18 protein-coding genes are annotated in these 13,619 nt (G+C 35.2%); 7 read left to right on the top strand and 11 right to left on the bottom strand.

Annotated features, from left to right (window positions below; translation table 11 throughout):
• Positions 1 to 23: 23 nt before the first annotated feature.
• The 3 genes from NHG49_RS04535 to NHG49_RS04525 form a co-directional block, all read right to left on the bottom strand.
• Positions 24 to 194: a hypothetical protein gene (locus NHG49_RS04535; protein ID WP_222655141.1), complete on the bottom strand. Its 171-nt coding sequence runs from the start codon at positions 192 to 194 to the stop codon at positions 24 to 26.
• 12 nt (positions 195 to 206) lie between these two features.
• Positions 207 to 410, bottom strand: a complete 204-nt coding sequence (locus NHG49_RS04530) for a hypothetical protein (RefSeq protein ID WP_000391504.1) — start codon at positions 408 to 410, stop codon at positions 207 to 209.
• An 80-nt stretch (positions 411 to 490) separates the two neighbouring features.
• Entirely contained in the window at positions 491 to 2,953 is a 2,463-nt protein-coding gene (locus NHG49_RS04525; protein WP_258125576.1) for a LamG-like jellyroll fold domain-containing protein, read from the bottom strand.
• A gap of 353 nt (positions 2,954 to 3,306) precedes the next feature.
• Here NHG49_RS04525 and NHG49_RS04520 point away from each other — a divergent pair, with 353 nt between their 5' ends.
• Positions 3,307 to 3,732: an S-Ena type endospore appendage gene (locus NHG49_RS04520; protein WP_064473871.1), complete on the top strand. Its 426-nt coding sequence runs from the start codon at positions 3,307 to 3,309 to the stop codon at positions 3,730 to 3,732.
• A gap of 59 nt (positions 3,733 to 3,791) precedes the next feature.
• Here NHG49_RS04520 and NHG49_RS04515 read toward each other — a convergent pair whose 3' ends face one another.
• The 5 genes from NHG49_RS04515 to NHG49_RS04495 form a co-directional block, all read right to left on the bottom strand.
• On the bottom strand, positions 3,792 to 4,136 hold the full coding sequence (locus NHG49_RS04515) for a DUF3992 domain-containing protein (protein WP_000525803.1): 345 nt from the start codon (positions 4,134 to 4,136) through the stop codon (positions 3,792 to 3,794).
• 20 nt (positions 4,137 to 4,156) lie between these two features.
• The gene (locus NHG49_RS04510; protein WP_064473872.1) at positions 4,157 to 4,525 is read right to left on the bottom strand and encodes a DUF3992 domain-containing protein; all 369 of its coding nucleotides are present in this window, start codon (positions 4,523 to 4,525) and stop codon (positions 4,157 to 4,159) included.
• Positions 4,526 to 4,635: 110 nt separating this feature from the next.
• Positions 4,636 to 5,241, bottom strand: a complete 606-nt coding sequence (locus NHG49_RS04505) for a DedA family protein (protein WP_064473873.1) — start codon at positions 5,239 to 5,241, stop codon at positions 4,636 to 4,638.
• An 11-nt stretch (positions 5,242 to 5,252) separates the two neighbouring features.
• Positions 5,253 to 5,534, bottom strand: coding sequence for a YkvA family protein (locus NHG49_RS04500; RefSeq protein ID WP_000733852.1), 282 nt, complete (start codon positions 5,532 to 5,534; stop codon positions 5,253 to 5,255).
• Between the two features lie 241 nt (positions 5,535 to 5,775).
• A complete protein-coding gene (locus NHG49_RS04495; RefSeq protein WP_064473874.1) occupies positions 5,776 to 6,186 on the bottom strand; it encodes a VOC family protein in 411 nt (136 codons plus the stop codon).
• Positions 6,187 to 6,294: 108 nt separating this feature from the next.
• Between NHG49_RS04495 and NHG49_RS04490 the strand changes: the two genes are divergently transcribed.
• The 4 genes from NHG49_RS04490 (at position 6,295) to brnQ2 (ending at position 8,898) form a co-directional block, all read left to right on the top strand.
• Positions 6,295 to 6,510, top strand: coding sequence for a spore coat associated protein CotJA (locus NHG49_RS04490; protein ID WP_064473875.1), 216 nt, complete (start codon positions 6,295 to 6,297; stop codon positions 6,508 to 6,510).
• Positions 6,511 to 6,518: 8 nt separating this feature from the next.
• Complete coding sequence (locus tag NHG49_RS04485) at positions 6,519 to 6,782, top strand: spore coat protein CotJB (protein WP_000194954.1); 264 nt, start codon at positions 6,519 to 6,521, stop codon at positions 6,780 to 6,782.
• Positions 6,783 to 6,794: 12 nt separating this feature from the next.
• Positions 6,795 to 7,364, top strand: coding sequence for a spore coat protein CotJC (gene cotJC, locus NHG49_RS04480; RefSeq protein WP_000265283.1), 570 nt, complete (start codon positions 6,795 to 6,797; stop codon positions 7,362 to 7,364).
• A gap of 217 nt (positions 7,365 to 7,581) precedes the next feature.
• Positions 7,582 to 8,898, top strand: a complete 1,317-nt coding sequence (gene brnQ2, locus NHG49_RS04475) for a branched-chain amino acid transport system II carrier protein BrnQ2 (RefSeq protein ID WP_064473876.1) — start codon at positions 7,582 to 7,584, stop codon at positions 8,896 to 8,898.
• 35 nt (positions 8,899 to 8,933) lie between these two features.
• Here brnQ2 and NHG49_RS04470 read toward each other — a convergent pair whose 3' ends face one another.
• The 3 genes from NHG49_RS04470 to NHG49_RS04460 form a co-directional block, all read right to left on the bottom strand.
• Complete coding sequence (locus NHG49_RS04470) at positions 8,934 to 9,938, bottom strand: ABC transporter permease (RefSeq protein WP_064473877.1); 1,005 nt, start codon at positions 9,936 to 9,938, stop codon at positions 8,934 to 8,936.
• A 1-nt stretch (position 9,939) separates the two neighbouring features.
• Positions 9,940 to 10,806, bottom strand: a complete 867-nt coding sequence (locus NHG49_RS04465) for an ABC transporter permease subunit (protein WP_064473878.1) — start codon at positions 10,804 to 10,806, stop codon at positions 9,940 to 9,942.
• Positions 10,807 to 10,894: 88 nt separating this feature from the next.
• On the bottom strand, positions 10,895 to 11,629 hold the full coding sequence (locus NHG49_RS04460) for a YwaF family protein (RefSeq protein WP_064473879.1): 735 nt from the start codon (positions 11,627 to 11,629) through the stop codon (positions 10,895 to 10,897).
• A gap of 211 nt (positions 11,630 to 11,840) precedes the next feature.
• On the opposite strand from NHG49_RS04460, the gene NHG49_RS04455 reads away from it, so the two are divergent.
• On the top strand, positions 11,841 to 12,947 hold the full coding sequence (locus NHG49_RS04455; protein ID WP_064473880.1) for an efflux RND transporter periplasmic adaptor subunit: 1,107 nt from the start codon (positions 11,841 to 11,843) through the stop codon (positions 12,945 to 12,947).
• Complete coding sequence (locus NHG49_RS04450; RefSeq protein WP_064473881.1) at positions 12,944 to 13,618, top strand: ABC transporter ATP-binding protein; 675 nt, start codon at positions 12,944 to 12,946, stop codon at positions 13,616 to 13,618. Before NHG49_RS04455 ends, NHG49_RS04450 begins: the two co-directional genes overlap by 4 nt.
• Position 13,619: the final 1 nt, after the last annotated feature.

Raw genomic sequence — 13,619 nt, 5'->3', positions numbered from 1 at the left:
TAGCTCGCCGATAAAACGGTGAGCTATCTTTCTGTATTATTATATTTTTTCGTTAACGATTGTAAAATGAAAAATATGCCGATGCAAGCTGTAAACGATGCCCAATTTCCTATCGGTGTAGAATATTTTAAAACGCCAATACCTACAAGCACTATGAAAAGAAGCACCTGATATATGAGCTTCCACTTTTGCATATATTCCCTCCTTTACTTCGTTCCCTTCTTTTTCTTCTTCCATGCATTTAGACTATCAAAGAAGAAATTAATAAATAACGTGCCTAAGCCCGCTAATAAAAACGTCATTAAAAATAGAACCCATATACTTTTCTCTTTTAAGAAATAATACCCTACAAGGAGCACAACCGCGATCCATACATATTCAAGAATTCTTTTTAGCTTTTTCTCTTCCAAATTATTCGCTCCCTCATTCTATACTATTTTTAGTATAACAAAAAAGAAGCCTATCATGATAAGCTTCTTTTTCTTCTCTCTTATTTGTTTATGCTTTTTTCAACGAGTGAAATCGCATATTCCACCGTACGATTCATCGTTTCTACTTGTGCATCTTTTACTTTCGCATCTTTTAATACAGCTTCTGCCACTGTAACTTTTTGACTCAATGATTTCACTGAACCATCCGTTACATTTGCAGCTTGTGCTTTTTTCACCACTGCTTTTGCAGTTTCAATATTGATTTGTAATTTTTCTTTCGGTGTTTTCGGTTGTTCTTCTGCTACTTTAGATTGTACAAATGTTACATTAGCTGTTTTTAATTCGTTATATGTTTGAACGATTTTCTCTCCAGTACTTCCTACATTTTCAAATGCTTGCTTTGCAGTGTTATAGCTTTTCTCTAGTGCTTGAAATGCTTCCTTTGAATATTGACCTGGTTTGTCACCAAACTCATACGTACCAGCTAACACTTCTTTCACTTTCCCAAGCTCTTCATATAACGCGTTTACTTGCTCTAATTTTGTACGACTAGAAAACTCATTATACGCTGCTAATACTTCTGAAGAACTTAATGCTTTACTATATAATTTCGCAAGCGCAATTTGTCCATTTAACGGAATACCACCATTCCCGTTGCTATCTGGATCTGCACCAAGTGCAAATGGTACGTTCGGGTGATATACTTTCCCTGTAGCTGGTTGGCTGTTTACTTTTTTACCATCTACGTAAATTGCTACTTCACTTCCGTTATACGTTCCTGTTAAATGATACGTTTTATTAGCCTCTAACTGAACGCCAACACGTTTATAACTTCCACCAATATGAGCCCATAATTCTACATAACCACTTCCTGTAGATTCAAAACCAATTCCGCCGCTCTCTGTATTTTGCAAAATACCTTGTCCGCGAATTTCATTCATTGAAAATACAGTTTCTAACGTAAATGTATTTGCTACTTTCTCTTTTTGCGCTGCTGAAAACGGAAGATATCCAAATGTATTTGCTTTTCCGTTTAGCTTCATAACATTCTTTTTCAACGCTTTATCATATTCAATAGTCACATTACCCTTAACATCACCTTTTGTACCAAATGATGAATTGTCTTTAAATGTACCATCTGCAAAGTTCACATCAAAAACATCCGCCTTTGGTACTTTCACATTCGGGTCAATATTATCTTTTTTCGTAGTAATTTCTGCCGTTAATGGTTGTACACTTTCATTGCCGAATGAATCAATCGCAACGACTTCCAGTGTATATGTTTTCCCGCCATCTAGTCCTGCAAGCGTAAATGTCAGTTCTTTCGGCACTGGATCACGATAAAACTCTGAGAATGCTAACAATTTATTCTTTATTTCTCCCGTTTGCTTATCTCTAGCTTGTACACGGTAAGAATGAACAAGAAGGTTGTCCAACGCTTGCATGAATGTTACTGTTGCTGCATTTTCTGTTACATTTGATACCGCAAGCTTTGCATCCTTAGCAAAGTGTGGCCTTTCTTTATCGCGATCTTCTACATGTGTAAATGTGTCTTTCTTTGATGGTAATTTAATTTTCCAAGGCTCGCCTGTCCAAGAATTTGTATGGAAATCACGGCGATTAATCGTTACTTCTTTATCATCTACTTCTACTAATAAACCTTGGCTTAATGCACGCGATTCTGAAGGAATATTCCCTTGCACTTTGCCACCCTCTACCTCCATATAACTTACTGAAGATGTGCCAACTGATGTAAAGTCTTTTTGATGAATTGATCTTGGATCATCTAATGGATAATGTGAATGACCTGAAAACGTAATGACTTGTGGGTATTGTTTTAATACCTCATTAATTTTTGCACTATCTTTCGTTCCCCATTCTTGACTACCGTATACTGTATCTTTAATATGTTGATGTAAAAATACGAAAATTGGTTTTTCTGGATCATCTTTTTGCACCTTTGCCATCTCTTCTTTTAGCCAATTAATTTGCTTGTCTGAATAATATCCATGAGTTGTCTCGTTCTCTGGAGACATAACAAGGAAGTGATACCCTTTCACCACTTTATGATAATAAATCGATTCCATACCTGTTTTTTCTAAGAAACGCTTCTGCGCTCCCTCTACAGATAAACCGTTCCAATAATCATGGTTCCCTAGAGAATTCATTCGTACTGCATCTTTATTTGCATTCTCATTATATACTTGCATGAAACGATCATATTGTTGTACCGATCCTGAATCAGTAAAATCTCCCACAATTACGAACGCATCTTGCTTTGGTGCAAGCGTATTGAACTGTTCAATCGCTCTTTTCCAGCGAAACGTATCATCCGTTCCACTATTTTTAATATGTACATCACTTACGACTGGAAAAACTATCTTCTTTTCACTTGGTGCCTTTTCTTGCTTCTTCTCTTCCGCTTTGACTGATGTACTCCACGGAAATGATACAAATGCTAATACAAAAACCATTAATAATCCAATAAGACCTTTTACTTTTCGTAAAGCTGTTCTTTCCACGTGAATCCTCCTCCTAATAATTGATTCATTACAAAGGCTATTTTATCTAAAACATGTTAATGTCGTTTAAATAACAAATGAATTTTATTAGATTTTTGTAAATATACAGTTAATTAAAAGTTAAGTCCAACATTCCTCGTACTATTGTATACAACCACCTTTTATCTAAAAGAGTCTGATCATTCTTTTCCTATGACTATTCACATATAATCTTTTCTATAACACTAATGATAAGTTAAACTTTAAGCCTATTAGACAATCTTAATTTTTAAAATTTTCTTCTTTTCTTAACACATCGGCCATGCTTCTACATTTAATAGTAGTAAAAGACAACTTAAAAAGGAGGGGTTTTATTGAGGAACAAAAAAAATATTGGCTGTTTCGCTCCTTTATCTATCATTTGTCCAGATCCTTGTCCACCGCCCCCTCCCCCAAATCCAAGTTGTGAGCGAGTAACAAATGAATTTGCAGGGAATTTCCTCATAACTAACAACACCATTCCCTCTACCAAAGATGCACTACAATCAATGATACTGTGGCAAAGTGATGGGATACTACTTATATCAGGTACTGTATCGGTTTACAATAGTACTAGCAGCACCGAAGCAATTACAATTCAAATCGTTGGAGCAGTAACCAATATTTTCACTGTGTTTCCAGGCAATACGATATCTTACACCGGAAAAGACTTACAATCAGTCAGTATTATTAATATACAAAGTAATCCTTCACTATATTTAGAAGGCAAGTACTGTTGCCAATTTACATGTTGCTTATAGAATACCAATTTCATTACTTTCTCAATTTAAAAAAGCATACCATTTACGGTATGCCTTTTTTATGAAATTGGATAACGTACTGTAATACAAAACTCGCCTTGATTAACAGTTGTTCCTGTCGTAGTAATTCGGACAGTAGTAAAGTATCGTACAGTGAAAGTACCGCTACTTTGTGGTTGCACAGTAATTGTATCAACTACTGTAGCACCTACTAAAAAATCAACTGTAATGGGATTCGCGCCTACATCATATTTCACATAACCTGAACCATATACTTCTTGTGTAATATTATTCGTATATACAATTTGAGTACCAGCACCTGTAATAGACCAGTCTGTACATACTTGATCTTGCACAAGTGTTTTATTAGAACAACAAGACAAACCGGAACTTCTCATTCCCATTTCGATCCTCTCCTATTCTACTATGAAAGTGGATAACGTGTTGTAATACAAAATTCTCCCTGATACGTTCCACCAGGTGTTGCAGGTAACACAACTTGTATACTATCAAAGCGGCGATACGTAAAAGCGATACTCGTTCCTGGGTTTAATGTTTGTGTATCAATTGTAGCCCCAGCAGAATCAAGCGCTTCTACAGTAATTGGACCTGGACCAACATCATACTTAACAAAACCAGTACCAACTACATTTTGGTTAATATTATTTGTATAAAGAACATTATCAATTGCTGTTGCAACTACAGTAGCAGACCACGGACTACACACTTTATCTTGTACATAATTTTTATCTGGACAACAAGTTAATGCTGACCCTGAGCACTCACAAGACATAGTTGTTTCCCCTCTCTCTTTTATATTCCCTATATGTGTATGTCCTTCAGAGTCTTTTGCCTGTACTATTCATCTATTTTCGAAAAATAAGACAACTCCTGTACTAATGACTAGATAGATTCCGTTCTGTTTCTTTTTTTCATAAATTTATAGATTAATATACCGCCTACAATAATAACTATGACTAGTAATATCGGTAACATATATTGTCCAACAACATCCGCTGCCTTTTCCCAATGCGGACCTAATTTCATTCCAAAATAGACATATAAAGTCGTTAACGGGAACATTGCTACGAATGTATATATACTAAATTTCCATATGTTCATTTTCGCCATACCACACGGAACAGAAATAAGCGTTCGAACTCCCGGTACAAAGCGTCCAACAAATGCTACAACTGGCCCATATTTCTCAAAGAAATCATCTGCTTTTTGAATTTGTTCTTCTTTAATAAAGAAGTATTTTCCGTATTTTATTAATAGAGGACGACCACCGTAATAACCGAGTGCGTATAATGTTAACGGTCCTGTCGTTCCGCCAAGTGTTCCAGCTAATACAGCTAGCCAAAAATTCATATCTCCCTCGTACACCCAATACCCAACCATGGGTAAAACTACTTCTGCTGGAATAAATTCAAACGTTAATGCTAACACAACTCCAAAATAAGAAAACTGCTTTAAAAACTCGATTATATCTAAAATAATTTGCTCCATATTTTCAACTCCTATCCTACGTTTACGTTATGCTTTTCTTGCAATTGTACTGGCGCCATTTTTACAATTCGATTCAAAATGAATAACACAATTCCGATATCATCTAAAATACCGATAAACGGCAGGAAGTCTGGAATTAAATCAAGCGGCATCGCAACATACCCAACTAAAAAAGCAACAGATAAAATTTTCTTCTTTATTGAAACCTCTTTTGAAGTAAAAAAGTCAAATAGAAATGGAACGAAACGACGAACATGAAATACAACTCTTAATCTACTAATAAGTTTTTTCATTTTTATTTCTCCTCTCTTTGTATACAAAAAGGACCCTACCAAATATGGTAAGGGTCCTAAAAAAGACAATAAGGGGCCTTTACCATTGCTGGTAAAGGTCTCACTAACAACGAAACGTTGCCAATAAAGCCGAGGGTTTCTCCCTGTAATGACGACTTTACTGTAATAAGTTACTCCCCTTTATATACACAGTTTTATACAATCACATTAAAATATTTGCCTAAGCTTGTCAATATTTTTTTCATTCGACATCCAGATTATTACATTGTAAAAGGCTCTCTTCCCTGTTCTCTATGAAAAGGAATTGGAGTGTATAACCATCTGGATCATGAAATATTATTCTAACTTCTTCGCCATGGTGCTCTTCTACAAATGATATTTGATAAAACACTAACTTTTTCTTTAACCGCTCGATATTTGTAGTTTTTAACAATAGTTCTTTCACTGATGATATAACGGTCTCTCTATGTTCTCCCAGTCCCCTATTTACAACAAAACAAATTCTCGTTGAACCGATATCATACCACACACCTGTTACACGTATTTGTGGCCTCTCCTTGCTCGGTTTAAACCCTAGAATTCCTTCATAAAAATATAATGTTTCCTTTAAGTTTTTAGATTCTAATACAATACATGTTGTAACACTTTCCATCCGCACTCCCCCTGCCTCTTTTAGTTTTCTATATGAGTCATAATTTGCAATTATGTACGAATACAATACTTAGTGATGAATATTTCATTTATAAAGGAGGCGTGTAACATGGATGAATTTATGAAATCCTACATACCTTTCCATAGCCCAAACGACCCTTGCCCTCCAATTGGAAAAAAATATTACTCAACTCCCCCACACCTATTTATGGGCTTTCAACCACCTAACCTACCCCAATTCCCACCAAAAGAAGCTTTACGAAAAGGAACTCTGTGGCCTGCTTTTTATGATTTTTATGAAAATCCTTACAAAAAAGGACGGTGAATAAAAACATGACACAGACATTGCCTGATGAATATTACAAATGGATTGAAGAACTACAAGAACTAGACTTTGTATTAGTTGAACTTACCCTCTATTTAGATACGCACCCAAACGATACTGCAGCTATAAATCAATTCAACGATTTCTCCTATAAACGAAGAGTATTACAACAAAAAATTGAAGAAAAATACGGGCCACTTCAGCAGTTTGGAAATAGTTATTCTAACGCTCCATGGGAATGGAGCAAAGGACCGTGGCCATGGCAAATATAAAGGAGAGAAACTATGTGGATTTATGAAAAGAAATTACAATATCCAGTTAAAGTGAGTACTTGTAATCCAGCACTCGCCAAATTATTAGTTGAACAGTATGGCGGTGCGGACGGCGAACTGGCTGCTGCTCTTCGCTACTTAAATCAGCGTTATACAATTCCTGACAAAGTTGTCGGCTTACTAACCGACATTGGCACAGAAGAATTCGCACATTTAGAGATGATTGCGACAATGATTTATAAATTAACAAAAGATGCAACACCAGAGCAAATGAAAGCTGCAGGATTAGACGCACAGTACGCTAATCATGATAGTGCTTTGTTTTATCATAATGCTGGTGGCGTTCCTTTTACTGCTACTTATATTCAAGCAAAAGGAGACCCTATTGCAGATTTATATGAAGATATTGCTGCTGAAGAAAAGGCAAGAGCAACTTATCAATGGCTCATTGATTTATCTGACGATCCTGACATAAATGACAGCTTACGCTTCTTACGTGAACGAGAAATTGTCCATTCACAACGTTTCCGAGAAGCAGTTGAAATTTTAAAAGAAGAACGTGATAAAAAAATATTTTTTTAAAACACGTATCCTAGCGATATGTGTTTTTTTATGTTAAAAGTTAAATCCTTCCTATTAAAGATATAAATAGTATATTTATTCGATTTAATGCATTATTTTTTAATATTTTCAAAATTCCCTATTGCTTTCTAGTCATCAGACCTTTAAAATAGTAACAGTTACTCGACAAATTATTTGAATTTTCGACAAAAACACTCATTAGGAGGATTTTCTTTATATGCGTACAACTTTAAAACCAGCGCAAATACTTTCGATTAGTTTATTACTATTCGCAGTTTTCTTCGGTGCTGGTAATATGATTTTCCCGCCCCTTCTCGGTCTTTCTTCTGGAGAAAATATGTGGATTTCCATTACAGGATTTATTATTACAGACGTCGGTTTATCTTTACTAGCTATCGTCGCTGTTGCCCTTGCCGGTGGTAGTTTCAACACTTTAGCAAGCCGTGTTCATCCAAAATTCGCAGCAATATTCGCTATCATTATTTATCTTTCAATCGGCCCACTATTTGTTATTCCACGAACTGGATCTGTATCTTACGAAATTGGGATTGCACCACTTTTCCCGGACCAATGGTACTCTATGTTAATCTTTAGTGCGATTTTCTTTATAGTCGTTTACTTCTTATCATTAAATCCATCAAAATTAGTAGATCATATTGGAAAAATATTAACGCCAATTTTACTTGGAATTATTGCAATTATGGCAACAAAAGCGATTCTTTCACCAGGAACGTTTACAGAACCTGTTGGTGACTATAAAGAAATTCCATTTTTTAAAGGATTTCTTGAAGGATTTTTAACGTTAGATGCAATTGGAGCACTTGTATTATCAACAATTGTTGTAAATGCAATTCGCCAAAACGGTATACAAGAGAAGAAATCAATTGCGAAATATACAATTATTTGCGGAAGCATTGCAGCTCTATTCTTAACAATTGTTTATTTCTTACTCGGTTATATCGGCGCTTCAAACGGCAACTTAGGACAATTTGAAAACGGTGGTCAACTATTAGCTACTGTTATGTATCAATTCTTTGGGACAAGCGGTAATGTTTTATTAAGTATCGCCATTATCTTCGCTTGTTTAACGACAGCAATTGGCGTTGTAAGTGCATTCGCCAACTATTTCGCAACAGTATTAACAAATGTTTCATATAAGAAACTCGTACTATACGTTTGTATCTTTAGCTTCGTGATTTCAAACTTAGGATTAAGCTTATTAATAAAAATTACATTACCTGTATTAATCATTTTGTATCCAATTACAATCATTTTAATTTTCGTATCATTTATTGATAAATATACGAAACGTAAACCTTCTGTCTACATCGGATCAATGCTCGCAGCATTCATTATTAGCTGTATTCATGCTCTTGATAATGTGGAATTGATACCAAGTTTTATCGCTAATATCGTACACACCATTCCTTTTTATAACTTAGGAATCGGCTGGATTATTCCTGCAATTATCGGTGGTATAATCGGATACTTTATTCCGCAAACAGAAGCTGAAGGTGAAGTTTCTACAAAATAAAAAGAGGCGAGCATGAACTCCATGCTTGCTTCTTTTCACATCGTATGTTTAAAAGTAAATAACTCTTCTTTTGACTGCACAGCAGATTGTTCTTCTTCTATAGCGTCCTTCTTTATCTCTCCTCCTAACCTTACTTTCATCATCGCCTCTTCTATACTTTTTACAATCATATTTCCTGAAAAAATAGTAAGTCCAAAAAATGTAATGGGAACGAGCGGAATCCACGGATTCACTGTTAATGATCTAAAATAGACTCCAATTAAACCTGACCATTCATGCGTGTAAGATTCTATTTCTTCTATCGGTCCTAAAAACTGAACTGTTCCACCAAAGAATATTTCCAGTAATCCTAAGTGCAGTAAAATAGTAAGAGTCTGCGTAAACTGCTGGAAAAATACAAGTATAAACGTCATATAAAGATGCGGAAAAATATGCTTTATAACAATGTGCCTTCTCGATCCACCTAATATGCACGCAGCTTCAATAAATTCTTCGGTTCTCAGCTTACGGACTTCCTTCGCAACATACAGTGCAATAACTGGCATCACAAGCATTACAAGTAATAAAACTTGAAACGAAGCTCTTTCAAAAAAGGTTGTTGTTTCCTCTCCACTCCCAAATGCATTTGCAGATTGAAGAAAAAAATATGCAATCATAACTGTCGGAATAACTGTAAAACTATCAAAAAAAGCCTCGATTTTTGAAAAACCTCTTTTTACATATGTTCCGAGTACGACACCGAAAAACACACCTATTACCATTCTAAGTGCCGCAATTAAAATAGATATACCAATTGTCCACTTCGCACCTTCAATGACTACATGTAACAGGTCGTATCCTTTCCGATCTGTCCCAAGTAAAAATTGGAATGAAGGTGAAAACGGTGGAACTTCTGGATTTTCATCCGCATCATATTGCAACGTAACTTGTCTAATATGTCCATCATTCCATATCGTATTTCCGATGCTCAAAAGAACTAATATGAGAAGAAACCCAATGCTTATCCAAAATCTTTTATCGCGTTTTATATACGTCCACATATTATAGTCTCTCCTTCATCGCAGCTGGAATGAGATAATGAAACAATTTAAACAAAATAAAAATCGGAATATAAATAAGCAGCACACTAACGATGAAAACCTCAATCCTAATACCCTCATACGATTTCAAAAACATAAAAATACCACCCGTATTAAAAATCCATTCTATAATATATAAATTAGATAACATAAAAAAGATATTCGTTTTTGCAAAGAAAATTGTACTAAGCAACACATTTCGTAAAATATGACGATTTAAAATATGAAAACGATCCAGCCCTTTCGCCTTAGCAAAAAGTACATAATCTTTTTCTAGCTCATTTTCAAAACGAAGCACTAACATTTTTACAAACAAAATCGTAGTCGGTATACTCAAACAAAATATTGGTAATCCTCTAATTGATTCGCCTCCAATTGATGCAATTTGAAAGGGCAAAAAACCTGTTTGTTTAAAAAACCATACAACTAAAATTTGTGATACTAAAATAAGTAGAATGTCTGGAATAGATTCTAAGAAGATGAGAAATGATTTAATGCGATGTTGTATACGCGGTGAACTACTCATAATCACATAAACAATACAAAATGCTACAAATAATGAAATAAAAAAAGCAGCTAAAAAAATAACAATCGTTTCTTTATAATGGACGAACAACTGCGGAAATAAAAATTTACCTCTCACATATTGAAAATTAGAGATATCCATTAAGTTCACAAACACTTCTTTTAAACTCTGTATGTACCTTGATACATGCAGCTCAAATCCATAAAATAATTTTGGCAGTGCCCCTAAACAAATAATACCCAAAATCGAAATAATAAATTGAACCGTCACTTCCATCCCATTCAGAAAAACTTTTTTGACCACGTTTTCCCTTCTCTCTCTATATAATTTACCACTTAATTTTATTCTTAATTTTCCGAATTGTAAATATTCACACAAAAAAATCACTAGGTTATGATCCTAGTGATTCTTTATGCGCATGCCCTTCTCTTTTCGCAAACGGCATATACAAAATAAAACATCCAATAAGCGCAGCTATTTCTAATGAAATAATATAGTAAGGGTGCGGCCCTAACATATCAAGTAATGAAGCAGTTTCTGGCTTACGAGCTAAAAACATATAATTGCCACCTGTTTTGTAGTTCACAAAAGAAACGATTGGAATTACTATGTTTAAAAATATCATCGTACGCTTAATTGATTGCAAGGTCGGTCTATATCCTTCTACCCACGTCATAAAGAGTGGCGCCCAAATGAGCAATACATGTGCAACGAAGAATTCTATAAAGCGAAAATGCGGAAAAGCATATTGCACGTTCGGCGTTAAAATAGCTTGTGATGCACCGATAATTCCTGTAAAAAATACAATCTCATATATGCGGTAACTTTTCGTTACAATCATAATCGACGCTAACAATAAACTAATCGTACATAGCTCAAATGGTAATGAAGTGGCTAGTTCAAAAATCCCTGCTTTCCATTCCCACATATGAAGTCCAATTTCACTTCCAATAAATAAAAATGCAATCGCATATCGAACCGTTATATTCCACTCACTTTGCCGTAATACATCTTGGTATTGATACAGAAAAAATATCCCCACTAACATAATAAATAATATAAGGACGTGTTGCCTTGAGTATGGAATAAATGGTTTTAATGGATGCGCACTAAAATAAGCTTCCATCTTGCCTCCTCCTCTCCTTCATACAATATTATTGTAAGAAAAAAACGACGAGTCAATTCATTTGCTCACACTTGGACAAGCTCTACCTTACATTTACATATTCATACCTTACAAAACTGTAAGGTTATTGTAAGCTAAAACGATTTGTCAGATTCTTCACCTCTTTTATACTGAATGTAGATACTAAAACGAACGAAAAGGTGATAAATAGATGAAGAAGAAAAATAAAGTGTTAATTACTAGTGTAGTAGCAATCGGAATTGCAGCTGGATCATATTTTGCATTTGCTGGTGGCGGTGGTTCAGAAGTAGCAATGGCATATAGCGGATATAAAGTAACAGAAAAACAAATTGAAAACGCGCAAAAATTTGGCGGTGAAGTCATTCCAAACGGCATCGAAACAATTTCATTCGATCCAACAAAAGGTACGTATGAATTAGCTGTAAAAAAAGGTGATGAAGTAAAAAAAGGTCAACTCCTTTTTAAATATAATGACCCTACTGCGAAACAAGGTGTAACAGAAGCAGAAATGCAAAAGAAAATCGCACAAAAAGAAGTAACATTGTTCCAAAAACAAATTGATGCAGCGAAACAAAAATTACAAAAAGATAAAAATGCAGGCCTTCCTGCTGAAGCATTAAAAGCATCAGAAATCGAAGTACAACAATTAGAATCACAAATTGAAATGAAAAAGTTTGAAGTTGAAAAATCTGATGAAATGATTAAAGCAGCAAAAGAGAAAGTAAACACACTTTCTGTAACGAGCCCTACTGATGGCGTAATTGATGACATCGTAAAAATTGCTGATGAAAAAACAGGTATGAGCGGCATTACACTTCGTCACGCTGGTCCATTTAAAGTAAAAGGTCAACTTTCTGAATATGAGCTTGCTAGTATGAAAGTTGGGCAAGAAGTAACTGTTTCATCAAAAACGGTTGCTGGTAAGACTTGGACAGGAAAAGTAACAGAAATCGGTTCTACACCATTAAAGAGCATGGACGAAAATAAAACAGTTTCTAACTATCAATTCACTGTCACATTAGACAATAGTGAAGAATTACAAAACGGCTTCCACGTTTACGTAACAAGTAAATCTGGCGAAGCAACTGGTACAATTGTTCCGAAAGGCAGCATCGTGAAAAAAGGTGACAAAAATGTTGTCTTCGTTGTAAAAGACGGTAAAGCGAAAGAACAAGCAGTTACTGTTGAATTCGAGACTGATAGCGAAGCAAAAGTTTCTGGAGTGAAAAAAGGAGAGCAAATTATCTCTAAACCTGAAAAAGACTTAAAAGATGGTATGGAGGTTGTCGTTGAATGATTAACTTAAAAGGCATCACGAAATCTTTCCAAAATGGCGCAGAATCCGTTCAAATATTACACGGCATTGACGTAACACTGAACCAGGGAGAATTCACTTCTATTATGGGACCATCTGGTTCTGGTAAATCAACATTAATGAACATTATCGGTTGCTTAGATAAACCAACGACAGGTGCGTATGAACTAGCTGGTCAAAATATTTCAAACATGTCTGAGACAGAACTTGCACGCGTTCGTAATAAAGAGATTGGGTTCATATTCCAAAACTTCATGTTATTACCGAGACTTACAGCACTTCAAAATGTAGAATTACCTCTTATTTACGCTGGAGTTGATAAAAAAGAAAGACGTGAGCGCTCATTAGCCGCTTTAACAAAAGTAGGCTTAGCTGATCGTGCTACTCACCTACCGAACGAATTATCAGGTGGACAAAAACAGCGTGTCGCAGTCGCACGTGCAATCGTAAATAATCCAAAGTTCATTTTAGCCGATGAACCGACAGGTGCACTTGATACGAAAACGAGTACACAAATTATGGACCTCTTTTACGAATTAAACAAACAAGGCTCAACAATCATTATGATTACCCATGATCGTGAAATCGGGGAAGCTGCAGCACGTCAAATTGTAATTCGTGACGGAAATATCGTCCAAGATTGGAGAGGTTAAT

Source organism: Bacillus sp. IBL03825, from assembly GCF_024712505.1.
GTDB classification, from domain to species: Bacteria; Bacillota; Bacilli; order Bacillales; family Bacillaceae_G; genus Bacillus_A; species Bacillus_A wiedmannii.
This window is presented reverse-complemented; position numbering and strand designations above follow the sequence as displayed.

Excerpts from the sequence above, each read along its gene's own strand:
- NHG49_RS04455 (WP_064473880.1), top strand. The coding sequence starts at position 11,841 with ATGAAGAAGAAAAATAAAGTGTTAATTACTAGTGTAGTAGCAATCGGA.
- brnQ2 (WP_064473876.1), top strand. The coding sequence starts at position 7,582 with ATGCGTACAACTTTAAAACCAGCGCAAATACTTTCGATTAGTTTATTA.
- NHG49_RS04495 (WP_064473874.1), bottom strand. The coding sequence starts at position 6,186 with ATGGAAAGTGTTACAACATGTATTGTATTAGAATCTAAAAACTTAAAG.
- NHG49_RS04460 (WP_064473879.1), bottom strand. The coding sequence starts at position 11,629 with ATGGAAGCTTATTTTAGTGCGCATCCATTAAAACCATTTATTCCATAC.
- NHG49_RS04515 (WP_000525803.1), bottom strand. The coding sequence starts at position 4,136 with ATGGGAATGAGAAGTTCCGGTTTGTCTTGTTGTTCTAATAAAACACTT.
- NHG49_RS04490 (WP_064473875.1), top strand. The coding sequence starts at position 6,295 with ATGGATGAATTTATGAAATCCTACATACCTTTCCATAGCCCAAACGAC.
- NHG49_RS04470 (WP_064473877.1), bottom strand. The coding sequence starts at position 9,938 with ATGTGGACGTATATAAAACGCGATAAAAGATTTTGGATAAGCATTGGG.
- cotJC (WP_000265283.1), top strand. The coding sequence starts at position 6,795 with ATGTGGATTTATGAAAAGAAATTACAATATCCAGTTAAAGTGAGTACT.
- NHG49_RS04535 (WP_222655141.1), bottom strand. The coding sequence starts at position 194 with ATGCAAAAGTGGAAGCTCATATATCAGGTGCTTCTTTTCATAGTGCTT.
- NHG49_RS04500 (WP_000733852.1), bottom strand. The coding sequence starts at position 5,534 with ATGAAAAAACTTATTAGTAGATTAAGAGTTGTATTTCATGTTCGTCGT.
- NHG49_RS04505 (WP_064473873.1), bottom strand. The coding sequence starts at position 5,241 with ATGGAGCAAATTATTTTAGATATAATCGAGTTTTTAAAGCAGTTTTCT.
- NHG49_RS04510 (WP_064473872.1), bottom strand. The coding sequence starts at position 4,525 with ATGTCTTGTGAGTGCTCAGGGTCAGCATTAACTTGTTGTCCAGATAAA.
- NHG49_RS04485 (WP_000194954.1), top strand. The coding sequence starts at position 6,519 with ATGACACAGACATTGCCTGATGAATATTACAAATGGATTGAAGAACTA.
- NHG49_RS04450 (WP_064473881.1), top strand. The coding sequence starts at position 12,944 with ATGATTAACTTAAAAGGCATCACGAAATCTTTCCAAAATGGCGCAGAA.